The organism is Arthrobacter sp. EM1, assembly GCF_029964055.1.
Lineage (GTDB): Bacteria > Actinomycetota > Actinomycetes > Actinomycetales > Micrococcaceae > Arthrobacter.
Genome location: NZ_CP124836.1, coordinates 3,439,415 through 3,456,353 on the forward strand (window position 1 = coordinate 3,439,415; position 16,939 = coordinate 3,456,353).

A 16,939-nucleotide genomic window follows, 5' to 3' on the forward strand; every position below is an offset into this window, starting at 1 on the left:
GCGAGTCTCGGCCGACATGTTAAGCGCTAGGAACGCCGTGGCGGTTTTGTATAGATCGCACAGAGCTCAAGGAACCGGGTATTGGCGTCGGCTTCGCCGATGCTGACCCGCACACCCTCGTTGGCGAACGCCCGGACGGAGAGGGCCCGCTCCCCTGCCAGGGCGGCAAATTCGGTGCTGTCGGGACCGAGGTCGAGCCACACGAAGTTGCCCTGCGCCTCCGGCACAAACCAGCCCAGTGACCGCAGCCCGGCCGTGACCCGGTCACGTTCGTCCACAATGCTTTGTACCCTTTCTACAACATCACCGAAGTGCTGCAGCGATGCCACGGCGGCTGTTTCAGCGATCTGGGAGACCGCGAAGGGGGTGGCGGCTACGCGCAGGTGCTGCGTGAGCTCGGGGTGGGACACGCTGTAGCCAACGCGCAGCCCGGCGAGGCCGTGGGCCTTTGAAAACGTCCGCAGGACAACAACGTTGGGGTACTTCCGGTACATTTCGATGCCGTCGACGGCGTGCTCGTCGCGGACGAACTCCTGGTAAGCCTCATCGATGACCACCAGGACATCCGAGGGTATCCGCTTGATGAAACGTTCTGTGTCCGCGGTGGTCAGGATCGGCCCGGTGGGGTTGTTCGGTGTGCAGAGCAGGATCATCCGGGTCCGGGCCGTCACCGCTGCGGCCATGGCGTCGAGATCGTGGCGGCCCTCACCGGTCAGCGGGATCCTGACGCTGTCTGCGCCAGCCAGGCCGACGCAGATCGGATAGGCCTCGAAGGAGCGCCAGGCGTAGATGACCTCGTCGGGCTTGCCGTCGTCGTTCTGCCCCGCGAAGGTCGTCAGGAGCTGGTTCAGCGCGCCGAGGCTGCCGGCTCCGGTGACGATATCCTCCGCTGGGACGCCAAGGAAGGCAGCGAGGGCGCTGCGCAGCTTGCTGCTCAAAGGATCCGGGTACCGGTTGAAATCGGTCTGCGCTGCGATGGCCTGCTGCACTGCAGGAATCGGTGGCAGCGGGTTTTCATTGGAGGAAAGCTTGTAGCTGACCAGGCCTTCGACGGGGACTGGCGGCTTGCCGGCCGCGTAGCGGGGAAGGAGGTCTACCACCGGACGTGGCTTGATGCCCCCAGCCGGGTTATCTGATGAAGTCATACCAACAGCCTACGTCGGGTCTTTGCCGCGGATGGGAGATATGGCCCCTGCCCGTGCCGCCGGGCTTATGACAGCATGGGGCCATGCGCTCATTCATCGTACGCGTCATCATCAATGCCCTGGCCCTTGGAATCGCTTGTTGGATCCTCACCGGCCTGAACATTTCCACCGCAGGCGACGACACCCTCAGCATCGTCCTGGGCTACCTGTTCATCGGCCTGATCTTCGGCGTTGTCAACGCGGTCGTCAAGCCGATCGTCAGCCTCCTGTCATTGCCGATCACCATCCTCACCCTGGGCCTTTTCACCGTGGTTATCAACGCCGGAATGCTCTACCTGACGTCCTGGATCAGCAGCTACACCGCTGTGCATTTCACGATTGATACCTTCTTCTGGACAGCGGTTTTGGCCGCCCTTGTCATCAGCGCAGTTTCGCTCCTTGCGAGCGCCCTCCCCGCGCTCGACCGCTAGGAAGTCTGCGCGAACCCATCGGCCGGGCCTGCGCAGGCTAGGCCGCTGGCCGTTCGGTTGCCGGTCCCGAGCCTTCCCCGGGGTTGCGCCGCGGCCCCGGAGCCATCGGCGTCGAGCGCCGAGGCGATGGCATAGCCTCGCGCCGGAGGGAGAACCGAGTCACCGCGGCGGGTCCGCCCGCGCCAACCACTGACGCGAGCGCGGCCGTGGAAGCCTGCAGCGAGGGATCCCGGCTGACCGCGATGTCCCGGGCACCCTCGGCATAACGTCCCAGGTCGTGGCCCGGCCCCAGGCCTGAACCCAGCCATTCAGGCGCGGGAATCGGGCTGGTTAGCGTGACGGTCACCCGTTCCTTCGTGTCGGGGTTGGGCACTCCGTCCGCCCCGGGGACCCAATCCTGAACATGTTCCAGGTGCAGACTGCTGGCACCGCCGGCAAGTTCAATCCCGCCCACCGGGGAACCCGCCGTGAGCACAAATTTCAGCTCGTAGTCGGCCAGGAATGCCTTGTCCCGGCCGAGGTTCATGGCGTGGATACCACCCTGGCTGTAGCCGACGGCGGCCACCTGGTCTCCTGCCCCGGCGCCCGCCGCTGCCAGTGCCTGCCGGATGGCCGCTGCAGTCCCGGCCGAGTCGTACCCCAAGGCCTCAGCGATGCCTGCCGTGTCAAACGGGTTGGTCCCCTGCTGGGGCCCATCCACCTGTGTTCCGGGGATGATCACCACCCATGCCGGGTGGCCGTTGTCCTGCATGCGGAGGATCTCGATATCACCGCTGTTGCGGCCGATTGCCCCGGCCCGCAGCAGCAGTCCGGCCGGTGAGACGTCGACATCCTCCGTCCACGTTTCGCTGGCCGCGATGTGCACGGGTCGGGGCCGCAGGAACTCCAGGCCCGGGACGGCCGCCAAACCGCGGATGGCAGAGCGGACACCGGCCCCGTCGCCGGAACCGCCTGCAACGGCGGGGCCCGCCGGTAGCCCAAGCAGCAGCGCCAGCCTCCCGGGGGCCATAGCCACCTCGTCCTCCACCGTGTCGCGGAGGGTGATGGGAGGCAGACCGGCCAGCCCCCACAGCGGGAGGTAGCCCGGGCCGCTTCGGCCGATCCGCAGCAGCAAGGCGTTCCGGGCTTCGGCGAACTCATACTCACGGTGGCTCGCCCGGACCTCGCGGCAAAGCCGTTCCAATCCGATCCGGACTTGGCCCACGGCCCGGGCACCTTCCCCGACCGCGAGGATTGGCTGGCTGCCGTAGGCGTGCGGGTCGGGCTGGTACGGCAGCAGCGCGCGGCGTACCCTGCCTGTTTCCGCTTCCGCCTCCGCCAGCTCCCCGGCGATCCTCTCGAGTGCCGATGCTCCCGCCAGTAACTCCTCAAACTGGAAACTGAGCCCGCCCACGCCGCCACGGATCTGCAGCGTTCCATCCACCGGGGCAGCCGGGACAGGCGCTGCCCCGGAACCGTGCGGCGGGGCCCCGGCCATCAGTAGCCTGGCCGTCCCTGGGCCACCGCCACGCTCCCGGCATGCCGAAGCACTGCGGCCACGGCATCGTGCAATGCAATCCGGCCGTGGCGCAGGGACGCGGCCTGCACGGACAGCGCCGTCCGGTAGGCCCGGCCGGCCGGGGACTGCCAGCTTTGCAGTTCCAGCCTGACCAGATCCGCGAGCGCGGCGTCGGCGCGGTCGGCGCAGCCAGCCAGCCGGGCAGCAAGCTGCTGAACCTCATAACTGCGTGATGCGCACGCCTCGGCCTCCGCGGCCAACAAGGCCCCGGAGGATGTGCCGCCCGCACCAACGCTGATTCCGGCTGTCCCGCTGTCCATAACACCGACGCTAGGGACCCCGGTGAGCACCCGAAAGCCCCCCGCGGCGCCATGTGGACAACCGCCGGTGAAGGCGGCGCCGGGGAGGGGGAAGCTGCCGGAAGTCACATGGTTCAGCACACTTAAAGCCCGGCACGACTTCGTGAAAGAATCGGAGCATGCCTGAAACTGCCGCCACAGCCGATACCCGCACGCCGTCCGGACGCCTGGCCCTCGCCGACTCCCCACAACAGATCGCGCTCGGCCCGCTGGACGGCCGGTACCAGTCCGCCGTCGCGCCGCTGGTCGACTACCTGTCCGAGGCCGCCCTGAACCGTGACCGGGTCGCCGTCGAGGTTGAATGGCTGATTCACTTGACCGGCAACAACGTGCTGCCGGGCGCCGGCCCCCTGAGCGCGGCGCAGCAGGAGAAGCTGCGCGCTATCGTCACCGAATTCGACGCCGGTTCAATCACGGAACTGGCGGACATCGAAGCCGTCACGGTGCACGACGTCAAGGCCGTGGAGTACTACATCGGCCGCCGCCTGCCCGGGATCGGCATCGAGGACCTGACGGCCATGGTGCACTTTGGCTGCACCTCCGAGGACATCAACAACCTCTCCTACGCCCTCGGCATCAAGGGCGCCGTCGAGGACGTCTGGCTGCCCGCCGCCCGCAAGCTCGTTGCGCAGATCAGCGCCATGGCCGAGGAGAACCGGTCCGTGCCGATGCTCTCGCGCACGCACGGCCAGCCGGCAACTCCCACCACGCTCGGCAAGGAACTTGCCGTTATCGCGCACCGCCTGACCCGGCAGCTGGACCGCATCGCCCGGACCGAATACCTCGGAAAAATCAACGGCGCGACCGGCACCTACGCCGCCCATGTCGCCTCCGTACCCGGTGCCGACTGGCAGCACGTTGCCAAGAGCTTTGTTGAGGGCCTGGGCCTGAGCTGGAACCCGCTGACCACCCAGATTGAAAGCCACGACTGGCAGGCGGAGCTGTACGCCGACGTCGCGCGGTTTAACCGGATCCTGCACAACGTTTGCACAGACATCTGGAGCTACATCTCAATTGGCTACTTCGTGCAGATTCCGGTCGCGGGAGCCACCGGATCCTCCACCATGCCGCACAAAGTCAACCCGATCCGCTTCGAAAACGCCGAGGCCAACCTGGAGATCTCCGCCGGGCTGCTGGACGTCCTGGGATCCACCCTGGTCACTTCCCGCTGGCAGCGGGACCTCACGGATTCCTCTTCGCAGCGCAACATTGGTGTGGCGTTCGGCCATTCGCTGCTGGCCATCTCCAACGTCGCGAAGGGCTTGGACCGGCTCAAGGTCGCCGAAGAGACGCTGGCCGCGGACCTCGACACCAACTGGGAAGTCCTGGGTGAGGCCATCCAGATGGTGATGCGGGCGGAAGCGATCGCCGGCGTGGAAGGGATGGAAAACCCCTACGAGCGGCTCAAGGACCTGACCCGCGGGCAGCGAGTCGACGCGGCCCGGATGCAGGAGTTTGTGCAGAGCCTGGGCCTGTCCCCCGACGCCGAAGCCCGGCTGCTCGCGCTGACCCCCGGCAAGTACACCGGAATCGCGGACCAGCTGGTGGACCACCTGGCATGAGGCTCCTGCTCATCCGCCACGGCCAGACCCCCGGGAACGTCCTGGGACAACTGGACACCGCCCACCCGGGTCCAGGGCTGACCAAGCTCGGCGAGCGGCAGGCAGCCGCCCTGGCGCGGTCGCTGGCGCATGAGCAGATCGAGCTGCTGTTCGCCTCGACCCTGATCCGCACCCAGATCACGGCTGCGCCGCTGTCGACCGTCCGCGGCCTGGAGATCGAGGTGCTGGCGGGGCTGCAGGAGATCGAGGCAGGGGCGTTGGAGAAGCTCACCGACAAGGAATCTCACCTGCGTTACCTCACTACTGTGTTTGAGTGGGCGGCCGGGGAACTGGACCGCAGGATGCCGGCCGGACCCAGCGGGCACGAGTTCTTCGAGCGCTATGACGCCTCGATCGCACGGATCGCCGACGCGGCCGCGGCGAGCGGCGGCGCCGGGGCGGTGGCCGTGGTCAGCCACGGCGCCGCGATCCGGGCTTGGGCAGGGCGCCGGGCCGCGAACGTGGCGCCGGACTTCGCCGCACGCCATGTCCTCGCCAACACCGGGATCGTGGCGCTGGAAGGGGACCCCGACGCCGGCTGGCGGCTCATCCATTGGGACGACAGTCCCGTGGGCGGCCTGGCCCTGGCGGATCCGACGGCGGAAGACCCCACCGGCCGCCCCCGCTAACGAAATTCTTCGAACCCTAACGCGCAGGAAACACTGCCGAAACCGGCACTGCCTAGCCTTGATCTGCATAACCCTTCGGCGAAGCGAGGAAGCCATGCAGACCAACCCGCGGCTCAACATCCGGCAGGTCACTTGGGCCAACCCGGTGGGTGCGGATCTCCGCGCCGCCCAGCAGGCCGAACTCGATGCCCGCTTCGGCCGGGATGACCACGAACCCGGCCCGCCGCCGTCCGAGGCGGACACGGCCGTGTTCCTGGTCGCCCACGACAAGGCCTCCGGCCAGCCGGTGGGCTGCGGCGGCCTGCGCATCCTCGATGCGCACACCGCCGAGATCAAACGGCTCTATGTACTCCCATACACCCGCGGCTCCGGGGTGGCCAGCTCCATCCTTGCGGCACTGGAAGCGCAGGCCCATTCCCTGGGCATCATTTCCATCACCGCGGAGGCAGGCTCGGTCCAGACCGACGGCCGGCAATTCTACGAAAACTCCGGCTTCGTCCCGGTGCCGAACTTCGGCCCGTACGTCGGCGTGGAGCACTCGTATTGTTATGCGAAGGGCATCGACTCGCACACCGCCGCGCACACCGCCATGGCCTGAGCCGCGTCCCGCGCCGAAGCAGGGCGCGTCGGACAGGACGGCTAATGCGCGCCCGGCCAGCCGGTGTACGCCTCGGCGAGGTAGGCACGCCCGTGGCGCGATGCCACCAGCGAGTTGAGTTCGCCGAGCTGCCGGGCGCGGGCGAAATCGTCGGCCCCCACGGGGGTGTGCAGCATGGACGTCATCCAGTAGGAGAACTGCTGGGCCTTCCAGACCCGGTCCAGGGCCCGGTCGCTGTAAGCATCCAGGAGCACGGAGTTACCTGAGGTATAGAAGCTGTCGAGGCCCTCGAACAGCACCTTGACGTCATGCAGCGCCAGGTTCAGGCCCTTGGCGCCGGTCGGCGGGACCGTGTGGGCGGCGTCGCCGGCGAGGAAGAGCTTGCCGTGCCGCATCGGTGCGTGCACAAAGCTGCGGAACTTCAGGACCATCTTGTCGATGACCGGGCCCTCCTTAAGCTCAAAGCCGTTGCCGTTGACCCGGCTGCGGAAGGCGTCCCAGATCCGGTCGTCGCTCCAGTTGTTGACGTCCTCGTTCGGATCGCACTGGAAATACATCCGCTGGACAGTTTCGGTCCGCTGGCTGATTAGGGCAAAGCCGTTCTCGGAGTTGGCGTAAATCAGTTCATCGGAACTGCGCGGAGCCTCGGCCAGGATCCCGAACCAGGCGAAGGGATACTCGTGGAAATACCACGTGCGCTGCGCCTCCGGAATCTGGAAGCGGCTGTGGCTGCGCGAGCCGTCCGCGCCTACGATGAAGTCCGCCTGCAGCTCCCAGTCCACTCCCTCGGCATCGGTGAACCAGACCCTCGGCTTGCTCTCCAGGTCGTGGATGGTGCTGTCGGTGACGCCGTAGCGGACATCGCCGCCGTCGCTCTGGCGACGGGCGGCGAGATCGAGGAAAACATCGGTCTGGGGATAGAGCCAGACCGACTCCCCAACGAGGTCCTGGAAGTCGATGCGGTGGCTCTCGCCGTTGAAGCGCAGTTCGATCCCGTCATGCCGGTCGCCGTCGCGCAGGACGCGGTCCGAGACGCCGCTGTCCACGAGCATATTCACGGAACCGTGTTCCAGGATGCCCGCACGGACGGTTTCCGAGATTTCCTGGTGGCTGCGGATCTCTATCACGGTGGATTCGATTCCCTGTTTGGCCAGCAGGTGCGAGAGCATCAGCCCTGCCGGGCCGGCGCCCATGATCGCGACCTGGGTGGTGATGACTCTGCGCTGTGCCATGTTGTCCTCGCTTCGTTGCGGGGCCCGGGCTGCTGGGCGTCCGGGGCCGGATGTTCTCTCTGGCTACAGTGTGCGCCCGGACACGTGACCGGCGTTACAGAAATTCCGCTGAATGGAATTGAGACGTCGTCCCTGCCGGCGAAAGCTGCCGTCCGATCCCGCGGGCGGCCGTCTGAAGGGCAGGAACCAGCGCCTGCAGACGCATTTCACGCAGCGGCACAACCACGCCGAGCGCCGCGACAGTGCGGTTCCTCGCATCACGCACGGGGACTGCAATCCCCCACGTGTCCGGGTCCACAACTCCGGCCAGCTGCGCAAAACCGTGGCCGGCCGTCTCCTCAAGCAGGCTCCGGAGTTCCTCCCGCCGGACCCTGCCGGCAGGATCGTTGAACTGCTCAAGATACCCGGCCTGGACCTCGGCCGGCTGGTTTGCCATCAGTGCCATCCCGGCAGAGGAAACGTGCACCGGCATACGGCCTGCGATCTGCGCCCGGTTCGCGACGGAGCCGCGGCGGGAGAGCCGCTCGACGAACAGCGCTTCCCAGCCCTCCAGCACGGCCAGGTTCACGTTCTGGTTAAGCACCTGCTGAATGTCCTCCATAAACGGCATGGCCGCCTGGCGGAGGGCCACGGTGGGCGAATTCCGGTTCACCAGCTCCCACAGGCGCAAGCCCAGCCGGACGGAACCGCCGCTGCCCACATCCAGGAGTCCATGTCCGGCGAGCTGCCTCACCAGCCGGTGGGCGGTGCTCGGCGGCAGGCTGGCCCGCTGCGCCAGCTCGGAGAGCGGGAGAACTGTGACGCCGGCGGGGAAGGCTGCTATCAGCCGCACCACACGGTCCACCACGGAGTCCCCGGTGCCGGAGTTAGCCATGGACTCCTCTTCCGCTGAATGGATTCTGCTTCCACTCTACGCCGCAGGCCCCGGTGCCGTCCGGGGCCGGGACACCCGGAACCGCCCCTACAAGGCCCGGTTGAGGCTTCGCCGCAGCAGCCAGGTGCCCAACAGGAGCAGTACCGCGGCCATTCCCGCGAGGACCCCCAGCTGCGGCAGGATATCCGCCAGGGTGCCGTCACGGCGCTGGATGGCCGCGAACGCCTCATAGGCCCAGCGGTGCGGCGTGGCGAAGGAGACCGCGGCCAGCGCTTCCGGGAAGAACTCCGGCGGAACCATACAGCCCCCCAGTCCGCCGAGGACCAGTCCGCCGCCCACCCCCACGCCGGCGGCCGCGGTGTCGTTGTCCATCACCGAGCCCACCGTCATCGCAGCTGCTGCGGACACGGCGCAAAAGATCACCAGTACCAGCGCCGACAGCCATAGATTGCCCCAGTCGACGCCGAACAGCAGCGCGGTGCCGGCCATGATAAAACCGCCTTGGACGGAGGCGATGGCAAACCGCCCCAGGGCCTGCCCGGCGACGATCTGGCCACTGGAAACCGGGGCGGACATCACCCGGCCCACCACCCCGAACCGGCGTGCCTGGATGAGGGTGGCCGCACCGGTCAGGGAGCTGAGGAACACAAAAAGCAGCAACTGCTGCGAGGCGCCGAGATCGAACCTGCCCAGCCCGCGGAACTCCTGCGCAACGTCGTTGGTATTAACGATCTCCACGGTCGGCGCCGCTATCTGCACGGCGGCCTGGTCCAGGGCCGTCCGGGCCCGCTCGGCCGGGATGCCGGCGCCGGTCAGGGCGGCGAGCTGGCTGCGCTCCAGGCCGGCTGCCAGCACGGCGGTGCGGACCTGCTGCATAACGGTCAGCGCGGAGGACTGCGAGGCCATCACGACGTCGAGCTCCGTTGGCCGTCCGGCGTCGAACGCCGCCGCGTCGGAGTTATCCAGGAACACCCCGACGTCGGTGCGTCCGCGGCTGAGGTCCGACCTCGCCGCGTCAGCCCCCGTTGTTGAGACCGCCACGCCCGCTGACTGGAGCTCCGCGGTCAGGGCCCGGGAAAGTTCGCTGGCCGGACCTGAGATAGCCACCCTGGCCTGGCCGCTGCCGGCCCCGAATTGCGAACCAAGCAGCAGGATCAGCATAAGGGGGAAAACGAAGACAAAAAAGATGTTCGACTTGTCGCGCAGGAAGCGCCGGAGTTCCACAGTGGCGATCGCGATCACGGCGCTCATGCCTGCGCCCCCCGGTCCGGCAAAACCCTTGAGAGCAGCAGCCCCGCAGCGGCGAAAGCAAGCATAACGGCGATCGGCCCCGTCACGTCACCGAGGCTCCCGCCGCCGGCGGAGATCCCGAGCCCCCGGATAAACGCGCCGATCGGGTTGAGGTCCAGCAGCGTTGCGGCGAACCCGGTGCCCTGGACCGGGAAAAACGCTCCACCGGCGATTCCCAGCACCATGGCAAGGACGGACTGCGCCGCGTTGGCCTGTTCAGCCGTCCGGACCACCCGCGCGACAACAAACGTCAGGCTGGTCGCGGCGGTCACGACGCTGAGGATCAGGGCGGCCACCACCAGCGGCGAGCCGAAGGAGACGCCGAACAGCAGGGAACCGGCAGTGAGCAGGACAGTTGTGGCAAGCACGCCCAGGATAAAGCCGGTGCAGGCCTTCGCCGTGATGATCATCAAGCCGGAGACCGGCATCGACCGCAGCCGGGCCAGTGTCCCTTGCTCCCGTTCCGCCAGCAGCCCCAGCACGCCGAACCCGACGGTGAACATCAGGAAGAGCCCGGCCTGCCCCCCCACCAGTGTGCCGCGCAGCGAGAGTTGCTCCGCGGCGGCTTTCCCTTCGGTCAGGGTGAGTAACTGCGGTCCGTCCACGGCCTGCCGGGCAAGCGCTGCGAGATCCTGGTCCGGCAGCCCGGACAGGCCGCCGGCGGCCGCTGTCACCGTTCCGGCGGCGAACTGGTCCAGAACCCCCTTGACGGCGGTGATCAGCACTGAGGTTTCCAGCGACCCGTTGTTGCCCTCGACCAGCTGGACCGGCGCGGCCTGCCCGGTGAGCACCGCATTGCTGAAGCCCTCGGGAATGATGATGCCGAGGTCGGCGCCGGTGGCCTTCGTTTCGCTGCGGACATCTGCCGCCGGGACCCGTTTGATGGTCACGTCCATGATCTCGAGTGCATCGACGGCGCCGAGCAAAACGGACCCCAACTGGTCGGCGTCGTCCGCGCTGGCGACCACGGTAGCCGGCTTCAGGTCAACGGTGTCCTCGCCGAGGCCACCAAAGACCAGGCTCAGCACTCCCATCAGTGCGAGCGGGACGATGAGGGAAAAGATGAATACGCTCTTGTCCCGGACTCGCTGGCGGAGGTCGTTCGCGACCATGGCCCACAGACCCCGCATCTCAGTCCCTCAGCGCTTTGCCGGTCAGGTGCAGGAAGACGGACTCGAGGTCCGGCCGGACGATTTCCACGGATGTTACCGACATCCCGGCGCTGGCGGCGCCGGTGACGATTCCCGCGAGCGCTGTGGGGCCGTCGCTGACAGTCAGCATCAGTCCGGCCCCGTCGTTATCGACATGCTGCACGGCGGGCAATTCCCGGAGGACCTCCGCCGCCCGCGCCATGCTGCCGTCGCCGCGAAGATTAATCCGGTCCACGCCGCCGGTGAGCGTGATCAGTTGCTCCCGCGTGCCCTCTGCCTGAATCCGGCCTTCGTCAATGATCGCGATCCGGTCACAGAGCCGCTCGGCTTCCTCCATGTAGTGGGTTGTGTAGAGGACCGCCATGCCGTCGACCGAGAGTTTCTCCACGGACTCGAGAATGGCGTTGCGGGACTGCGGATCCACCCCGACGGTCGGCTCATCCAGGATCAGCAGGGTGGGACGGTGGAGCAGTCCGATGCCGATGTTCAGCCGGCGCTTCATACCGCCGGAATACTTCTTGGTCTGGTCGCCGGCCCTGTCGGCGAGACCTATCAGCTCCAGCACTTCGTTGCTGCGCTGGGTGAGGCGGCTGCCGGTGAGACCCTGCAGCCGGCCGAAGAATTTCAGGTTTTCCCGGGCCGTCAGGTCCGGGTAGATGGCCAGTTCCTGTGGGACCAGGCCAATGTTCCGCTTGGCCTCCGTCCGGGCCGGATCCATCTCCTGGCCGGCCACCCGGACGGTTCCTTCGTTGGCGGCGATCAGGCCCGCGACCATCGAGATGATTGTCGTTTTCCCGGCGCCATTGGGTCCCAGCAGCCCGAAGGTTTCGCCGGCACCGATGTGGAAGGAGACGCCGCCGACGGCGGTGAGCTCCCCATAGCGTTTGACCAGTCCGCTGACGTCAAGCACGTCCCGGATTTGCGCCTGTGCGGCTTCCACCAGCAACCCCCGTAGCCTAGTTCTCCTCCAGACTAGCCTCCCGGTTGCACAAGGCACCGGACAGAGACCTTAGACCCGGAGCCTTGTCCGGCCCGGGGCACCGACAGTACCCGGCCAGCGGGGCTGCCGGAGTCGAAGACGGAGCCGCACCGTCGGGGCCAGCACAACGGCGACCCCGACGGCGGCTCCAATGACGGTTTTCGATGATCCGGTCGCGCAACAGTATGCCCGGTGCCGAGGGAGCCGCCAGGAGGGTCGAAAGCAGGGCCAGCGGGGTCACGAAGATCTGGGCCAGCCCGTAGTGGCGGGCGATGAACATCTCCGCGCCGAACTGGCAGGCGGCGATCACCAGAACGGTCTGCCAGGGTGCGGGCTGCAGGAGCAGGATCCCGGCCAGGAGTACCAGCCCGATCGCGGTGCCAACGATTCTTTGCAGCCCGCGGCTTACCCGGTGCCGGGTGGTGTGGCCCACGAGCGGGACTACGGCGGCCACCATTGCCCAGTAGTTGTGGCCAACGCCCAGAAGCTGTCCAACCAGCGTTGCGAGGGTTCCGGCCAGGCCCGCCGCCACAAGGGAGCCGGTGGCGGGCGCCACCCACGGTGTCCGGCGGCTCCGGACCAGGCGGGAGGACATACCAACCAGGACGGAGAACGCGACGGCCGCCACGGCCGCCGGCAGGCCCTGCCAGAGCCGCGGCTGGTGCGGAATCGCCGCGATCGCTGCGAACGCGAAGATGTGGAACAAGGAGCCTGCGGGGCGAAGCCGCCACCTGGCGACGATCAGCGAGCAGCTTCCGGCCACCAAGGCAGTGGCGGTCACCTGGCGCCAGAGGGCCTCCGAAGCCGTGAATGCAGAGGCGACCCCGGCCCGGGCGGGCCGGGCAGCAAGCAGCATAACTGCCAGCATCAGTGCACCGGCCTTCAGCTGCAGCCCGCAGCGCCTGGCGTGCGGTTCATTACGGCCGTAAATCCCGGTGAAAGCGCCGAAGGACGCGAAGATCGCCAGATCCAGGCGGTCCAGGAACACCAGCGTGATCAGCGGGACAAAAACACCGATGGCGCAACGCACGGCGGTCTGGTGGTCCTTGTTGCCGGGCGCAATGCTGAACAGCTCGGCAAGCATTTTCACGGGTTGGCGGCACCTTTCCAGCAGTCCATTGGTTACGACGGCGGCGCTGGCAGCCAGGAGCGATGCTACGCCGGACGGTCCTGGAACCGGCTTTGCCAGCCGTTCAATGGAACCTCGCCGGGAAGTGATAACGTCTACCGGTTGATCCCCCGCGCCCGCGGGACGGCGCACAGATTTTTTTATCTCACAGCACACCGGAGGACCCATGCTCAGAGGATTCAAGGACTTCATCCTGCGCGGCAACGTGATCGAACTGTCCATCGCCGTCGTTGTTGGCACTGCATTTACAGCCCTCGTCGGCGCGTTCACCTCAAACATCGTGAACCCCATCATTGCTGCGGTCGGCGGAGTCGAAACAGACGGGCTCGGATTCCACATCTGGCCGGGAAACGAGAAGACCTTTGTTAACTTTGGCGGGGTCATCACGGCGTTCGTCACGTTTATGATCACCGCGGGGGTCGTCTACTTCCTCTTTGTGGCTCCGATGAACCGGATCAACCGCCTGGTCAAGAAGCGCCTCGCAACCGCGGAGCCGGAAGAGAAAGCGCTCCCGGCGGACACCGCCCTGCTCGCCGAAATCCGTGACCTGCTGGCGCAACTCGCCGGCCCGGCGCAGGGTCTGCCGTCCGGCCACGGTCCGGCACGGATCGGCGAACCGGGACACGTGAAATGAGGCGGCGGGAAATTGCCACCGGCAGGCGCCCGGCCCGAAAACAGCCGTTTCCGGGCTCAGCGGCGGTGTCTGCGCCCAGCCGCCCGTAACGGCTGGGCTGTTCCCGTGCCCCCGGTCAGCCCGCCGCCCCGGCGGCACCCGCTTGGCGGCTACTGGCGTCACGTTCCCACACTGCCGGGTGCGCGGCGAGGCGGCGGCCCGCCAAGGCAAATCCCAGATAGACCGAGGCGTTGACGGCGGAGAACGGGCCACGGATGGTACGAACTACCTGGGCCAGTGTTTGGGCCGCCGTACTGTGGCTTCTGCCCTGTTCGGCGTTGCCCCGGTATATGCGGTGCAGCACGGCCACTTGATCCTTGGGCGTTTTCGGCGGACAAATAACTACCGGTTCCACGTCCAGAACGGCCTTTTCCGCCGGCTCAAAGAGACGGTCCACGAATAGATCATCTGCGGTGAGTTCAGGGAATTTCAGGAACCGCCCCCGCCCTTCTTTGGACAGTCCGTAAACACCCCCGCCCCAGAGCCCCGTCTGGGTCGCGGGCAGATTCAGCCGTGTGCAGTAGTACGAGTGGATGAGCGGGTGCGCGTCCTGAAGGTCGAGGCGGGCGGCGGGACGGGCGGCCAGAATGCGCCCGGAGAGCAGCGTATTGAGGACGGCCCGCACGGTGCCGGCGCTGATCTGCACATCCGCATCGAGGTACAGCCGCGGCCAGTGCGAGGCGATGGCGTCCCCGGCATTCAGAGCGGCCGTCTTGGACGGCTGCTCCAATTCCAGTACCTTCACGCCCTCGAATCGTCCGGCGATGGCTGCGGTCTCATCGCCACAACCGTTGCAGGCCACGATGACCTCCAGCTGGTCTTTCGCAGCCAGCCGGGCCAGCGGCGCTAAGGTCCGCGCGATCACGGCCGCTTCATTGTGCGCCGGAATGATCACCGAACCGTGCGGGAAAGCCCCGGCGTCCGCGTCCTCGCCCGCGCTTTTTCCCGGTCCCGGCAGGGCAGTCCAACTGCCCTCGTTGAGTACCGTCCGCAGCACGCCGCGGCGATCGGGCTTCCATAGGCGCAGGACTTCAGAGAGCACAACGGCGCCGCGGAACACGGCGGCGTAGGCGCCGGAATGGTATTTGCGGATGTAGCGGACACGGTTGACGGACAAGAGCGCGTTCAGCTCCGGTGAACTGCCGGAGGCCCCGCCGGTGTGGCGCATAACAGCCTCGGGCTCGTACCAGACGGTTTCACCCATCGTGCGCAGGCTCCGAAAAAAGTCAGTCTCCTCGCTGTAGAGAAAATAGGACTCATCCCACGGCAGGGCATCCGCCAGCGAACGCCGGACCATCAGCGCGGCACCGGTAGCCCAATCCACGGGATGGGGATGGGCGTAGCTTTCCGGCGAGTAGTCAGTTCCGGCGAGCCAGCCGGGCCGGTTGGGCGCGCGGCGGCCCAGCAGCGCGTCGCCCACGGCAGTGGCAATGCTCGGCTCCCGGAAGAGCGAGCGGCTGGCCACCCCCCATTCGTTCACCAGCCGTGGAACCACGGCCCCGGCCTGCGAAGCATTCAGTCGGTGCATCAGGGTCCGGATACTGCCAGGTGCCACCGTTAAATCGGGGTTGAGCACCACCACGGTGGCGGCATCACCGGCCCGCAACATGGCGGCGTTGATGCCGCCGGAATAGCCCAGGTTGCCGCCCGTGCTGAAGGCCTGGACGTCAGGATGGCAGCGGCGCACCACATCCAAGGTGCCATCGCTGGACGAGTTGTCAGCCACAAGAACCCTCAGCCTCAGGTCCGCCGTTTCTTCCCGCAGGGTTTCCAGCAGGCCCTCAACGCACCCTGCGCTGTTGAAGGTCACAATAACAACGACGGCGTCCGCGGCACCCTCCGCTCCGGTGAAGCGGCCCGGAGTCCGCGGCGCAGGGGCCGCATGGGACAGCGAATCCGTGCGGACGGCGGGAACGGCGCTGGACCCTGTCCGCAATGTCAGGTAAGCAGGTGGCCCGTCAACAAGGTAACGGCCCGCCAGCCGCCTTGGTTCACGGGCCAGCCGGTATCCCCATTCCAGTCCGTGTTGGCTAAACCATTCAGGCGCGCGCTGAACCCGGTCGGCGAGGAAGTCCACCGCCGCGCCGAAGGCCAGCAGAACGGTTGCCCCGGTAGACGGCCCATACTCGTCTATCCAGAGTTCCTGGCGCGGCTTTCCCAGTCCGACGTAGAGGATCTGGGTGCCCGAATCGGCAATCTCACGGGCAATACGCCCGGACTCCTGCACGGAGGCCAAGTCCTCCCGGCTCGGGGACCACATGCCGCCGAGCTGCAGCGCGGGGTGCTCCTGCGCGATCTTCCGCGCCAACAGCCGCTGATTCGGTGGCGAGCCGCCGAGAAATCCTACCCTCAGCCCAAGCTGCTCTGCCCGTGCCAGGATCGGGGCTGCCAGGTCGCTCCCGGCCAGCCGGGGCCACCGGCGCCCGGTAATACGTTGGGATTGGGAAACCAGGGGTGCCCCGTCCAGGAAATAGAGCCAATCCACCCTGCTTGCCGGATTGGCATGCAAGGTGCCCGACCACCGGCCGCCGGTACCAAAATGGTGCACATGATCGAGGTTGACCGACGCCACCCCCAGCGGAGGATTTCCGCCGCCCTCCCGCACCCTCGCGAGTATCCGCTCTACCGCTGCTTCGGATTCCATCAGGTCTACCGGTGTCCCGCCCAGAATGACCTGGCATATTTCCAGCTTTTCCATGCTGCCTCCTTGCTCCCTAGTCCACCGGTGTTAAGCGCCCGTTGCGTTCGATGTAACTGCGGCCGGTGGCCGGGCAGAGCCAGCAGGCGCCGGCCTGTTTAAGCGGATGTCCTGCCTCGCCCACCCAGCCTGACTGCCGGGCGGGGACACCGATCACAACGGCGTAGGGCGGCACGTCCCTGGTGACCACCGCGCCGGCAGCTACGGTCGCCCACTCCCCGATCGAGGCGGGGCCGATACAGATGGCACCGGCTCCGATGGAAGCACCCCGGCCGACCGTGACGCCGACGGCGACCCAGTCATCCGGGTCCTTCAGCGTTCCGTCCGGCGTGATGGCCCGCGGGTGCAGGTCATTGGTAAGAACGGCCGCGGGTCCGACGAAGACGCCGTCCGCCAGGCGGGCCGGCTCATAGACGAGGGCATAGTTTTGCAGTTTGCAGTTGTTCCCCAGCACAACGCCGGGGCCCACGTAGGCCCCGCGGCCGATGTTGCAGTTACTGCCGAGGATGGCGTCCTCCCGGATCTGCGCCAGATGCCAGATTCGCGTTCCTTCCCCCACCACGGCGCTCTGAGCCACGTCGGCAGTTTCGGCGATGGATGTCACGGCGTTCCT

At 67.1% G+C, this 16,939-nt stretch carries 15 protein-coding genes and 1 pseudogene; 5 read left to right on the forward strand and 11 right to left on the reverse strand.

Going from position 1 to position 16,939, the window contains the following annotated elements; translation table 11 throughout:
* Nucleotides 1-26: 26 nt before the first annotated feature.
* Nucleotides 27-1,145, reverse strand: a complete 1,119-nt coding sequence (locus tag QI450_RS15915; RefSeq protein WP_226775648.1) for a histidinol-phosphate transaminase — start codon at nucleotides 1,143-1,145, stop codon at nucleotides 27-29.
* Nucleotides 1,146-1,228: 83 nt separating this feature from the next.
* Between QI450_RS15915 and QI450_RS15920 the strand changes: the two genes are divergently transcribed.
* Nucleotides 1,229-1,615, forward strand: coding sequence for a phage holin family protein (locus QI450_RS15920; RefSeq protein WP_226775647.1), 387 nt, complete (start codon nucleotides 1,229-1,231; stop codon nucleotides 1,613-1,615).
* Nucleotides 1,616-1,652: 37 nt separating this feature from the next.
* Here QI450_RS15920 and QI450_RS15925 read toward each other — a convergent pair whose 3' ends face one another.
* Entirely contained in the window at nucleotides 1,653-3,092 is a 1,440-nt protein-coding gene (locus QI450_RS15925; protein ID WP_282468049.1) for a hypothetical protein, read from the reverse strand.
* Nucleotides 3,092-3,433: a hypothetical protein gene (locus QI450_RS15930; RefSeq protein ID WP_226775646.1), complete on the reverse strand. Its 342-nt coding sequence runs from the start codon at nucleotides 3,431-3,433 to the stop codon at nucleotides 3,092-3,094. The genes QI450_RS15925 and QI450_RS15930 overlap by 1 nt, the downstream gene beginning before the upstream one ends.
* A gap of 158 nt (nucleotides 3,434-3,591) precedes the next feature.
* On the opposite strand from QI450_RS15930, the gene purB reads away from it, so the two are divergent.
* The 3 genes from purB (at nucleotide 3,592) to QI450_RS15945 (ending at nucleotide 6,300) form a co-directional block, all read left to right on the forward strand.
* A complete protein-coding gene (gene purB, locus QI450_RS15935) occupies nucleotides 3,592-5,034 on the forward strand; it encodes an adenylosuccinate lyase (protein WP_226775645.1) in 1,443 nt (480 codons plus the stop codon).
* Nucleotides 5,031-5,702, forward strand: coding sequence for a histidine phosphatase family protein (locus tag QI450_RS15940; protein ID WP_226775644.1), 672 nt, complete (start codon nucleotides 5,031-5,033; stop codon nucleotides 5,700-5,702). The genes purB and QI450_RS15940 overlap by 4 nt, the downstream gene beginning before the upstream one ends.
* A gap of 94 nt (nucleotides 5,703-5,796) precedes the next feature.
* Nucleotides 5,797-6,300, forward strand: coding sequence for a GNAT family N-acetyltransferase (locus QI450_RS15945; RefSeq protein ID WP_226775643.1), 504 nt, complete (start codon nucleotides 5,797-5,799; stop codon nucleotides 6,298-6,300).
* A gap of 41 nt (nucleotides 6,301-6,341) precedes the next feature.
* Here the strand turns inward: QI450_RS15945 and QI450_RS15950 are convergent, their stop codons facing one another.
* From QI450_RS15950 to QI450_RS15975, 6 genes and pseudogenes are all read right to left on the reverse strand, one after another.
* On the reverse strand, nucleotides 6,342-7,532 hold the full coding sequence (locus tag QI450_RS15950; protein ID WP_226775642.1) for a 4-hydroxybenzoate 3-monooxygenase: 1,191 nt from the start codon (nucleotides 7,530-7,532) through the stop codon (nucleotides 6,342-6,344).
* Between the two features lie 94 nt (nucleotides 7,533-7,626).
* Nucleotides 7,627-8,406, reverse strand: a complete 780-nt coding sequence (locus QI450_RS15955) for an IclR family transcriptional regulator (RefSeq protein WP_226775641.1) — start codon at nucleotides 8,404-8,406, stop codon at nucleotides 7,627-7,629.
* Nucleotides 8,407-8,493: 87 nt separating this feature from the next.
* Complete coding sequence (locus tag QI450_RS15960) at nucleotides 8,494-9,657, reverse strand: ABC transporter permease (RefSeq protein WP_226775640.1); 1,164 nt, start codon at nucleotides 9,655-9,657, stop codon at nucleotides 8,494-8,496.
* Entirely contained in the window at nucleotides 9,654-10,808 is a 1,155-nt protein-coding gene (locus QI450_RS15965) for an ABC transporter permease (protein ID WP_226775639.1), read from the reverse strand. Before QI450_RS15965 ends, QI450_RS15960 begins: the two co-directional genes overlap by 4 nt.
* Nucleotides 10,809-10,827: 19 nt before the next feature.
* Nucleotides 10,828-11,787 carry an ABC transporter ATP-binding protein gene (locus QI450_RS15970; protein WP_226775638.1) on the reverse strand — a complete coding sequence of 320 codons (960 nt, stop codon included), beginning with the start codon at nucleotides 11,785-11,787 and terminating at the stop codon, nucleotides 10,828-10,830.
* A gap of 69 nt (nucleotides 11,788-11,856) precedes the next feature.
* A pseudogene (locus QI450_RS15975) lies at nucleotides 11,857-12,916 on the reverse strand (FUSC family protein).
* 205 nt (nucleotides 12,917-13,121) lie between these two features.
* Between QI450_RS15975 and mscL the strand changes: the two are divergent.
* On the forward strand, nucleotides 13,122-13,589 hold the full coding sequence (gene mscL / locus QI450_RS15980; protein ID WP_226775637.1) for a large conductance mechanosensitive channel protein MscL: 468 nt from the start codon (nucleotides 13,122-13,124) through the stop codon (nucleotides 13,587-13,589).
* A 115-nt stretch (nucleotides 13,590-13,704) separates the two neighbouring features.
* On the opposite strand, the gene QI450_RS15985 is transcribed toward mscL, so the two are convergent.
* Together QI450_RS15985 and QI450_RS15990 are read right to left on the reverse strand one after the other, a co-directional pair.
* Nucleotides 13,705-16,326 carry a WecB/TagA/CpsF family glycosyltransferase gene (locus QI450_RS15985; RefSeq protein ID WP_226775636.1) on the reverse strand — a complete coding sequence of 874 codons (2,622 nt, stop codon included), beginning with the start codon at nucleotides 16,324-16,326 and terminating at the stop codon, nucleotides 13,705-13,707.
* Between the two features lie 16 nt (nucleotides 16,327-16,342).
* Complete coding sequence (locus QI450_RS15990; RefSeq protein WP_226775635.1) at nucleotides 16,343-16,930, reverse strand: acyltransferase; 588 nt, start codon at nucleotides 16,928-16,930, stop codon at nucleotides 16,343-16,345.
* Nucleotides 16,931-16,939 lie beyond the last annotated feature (9 nt).

Excerpts from the sequence above, each read along its gene's own strand:
- QI450_RS15915 (WP_226775648.1), bottom strand. The coding sequence starts at position 1,145 with ATGACTTCATCAGATAACCCGGCTGGGGGCATCAAGCCACGTCCGGTG.
- QI450_RS15920 (WP_226775647.1), top strand. The coding sequence starts at position 1,229 with ATGCGCTCATTCATCGTACGCGTCATCATCAATGCCCTGGCCCTTGGA.
- QI450_RS15925 (WP_282468049.1), bottom strand. The coding sequence starts at position 3,092 with ATGGCCGGGGCCCCGCCGCACGGTTCCGGGGCAGCGCCTGTCCCGGCT.
- QI450_RS15930 (WP_226775646.1), bottom strand. The coding sequence starts at position 3,433 with ATGGACAGCGGGACAGCCGGAATCAGCGTTGGTGCGGGCGGCACATCC.
- purB (WP_226775645.1), top strand. The coding sequence starts at position 3,592 with ATGCCTGAAACTGCCGCCACAGCCGATACCCGCACGCCGTCCGGACGC.
- QI450_RS15940 (WP_226775644.1), top strand. The coding sequence starts at position 5,031 with ATGAGGCTCCTGCTCATCCGCCACGGCCAGACCCCCGGGAACGTCCTG.
- QI450_RS15945 (WP_226775643.1), top strand. The coding sequence starts at position 5,797 with ATGCAGACCAACCCGCGGCTCAACATCCGGCAGGTCACTTGGGCCAAC.
- QI450_RS15950 (WP_226775642.1), bottom strand. The coding sequence starts at position 7,532 with ATGGCACAGCGCAGAGTCATCACCACCCAGGTCGCGATCATGGGCGCC.
- QI450_RS15955 (WP_226775641.1), bottom strand. The coding sequence starts at position 8,406 with ATGGCTAACTCCGGCACCGGGGACTCCGTGGTGGACCGTGTGGTGCGG.
- QI450_RS15960 (WP_226775640.1), bottom strand. The coding sequence starts at position 9,657 with ATGAGCGCCGTGATCGCGATCGCCACTGTGGAACTCCGGCGCTTCCTG.
- QI450_RS15965 (WP_226775639.1), bottom strand. The coding sequence starts at position 10,808 with ATGGTCGCGAACGACCTCCGCCAGCGAGTCCGGGACAAGAGCGTATTC.
- mscL (WP_226775637.1), top strand. The coding sequence starts at position 13,122 with ATGCTCAGAGGATTCAAGGACTTCATCCTGCGCGGCAACGTGATCGAA.
- QI450_RS15985 (WP_226775636.1), bottom strand. The coding sequence starts at position 16,326 with ATGGAAAAGCTGGAAATATGCCAGGTCATTCTGGGCGGGACACCGGTA.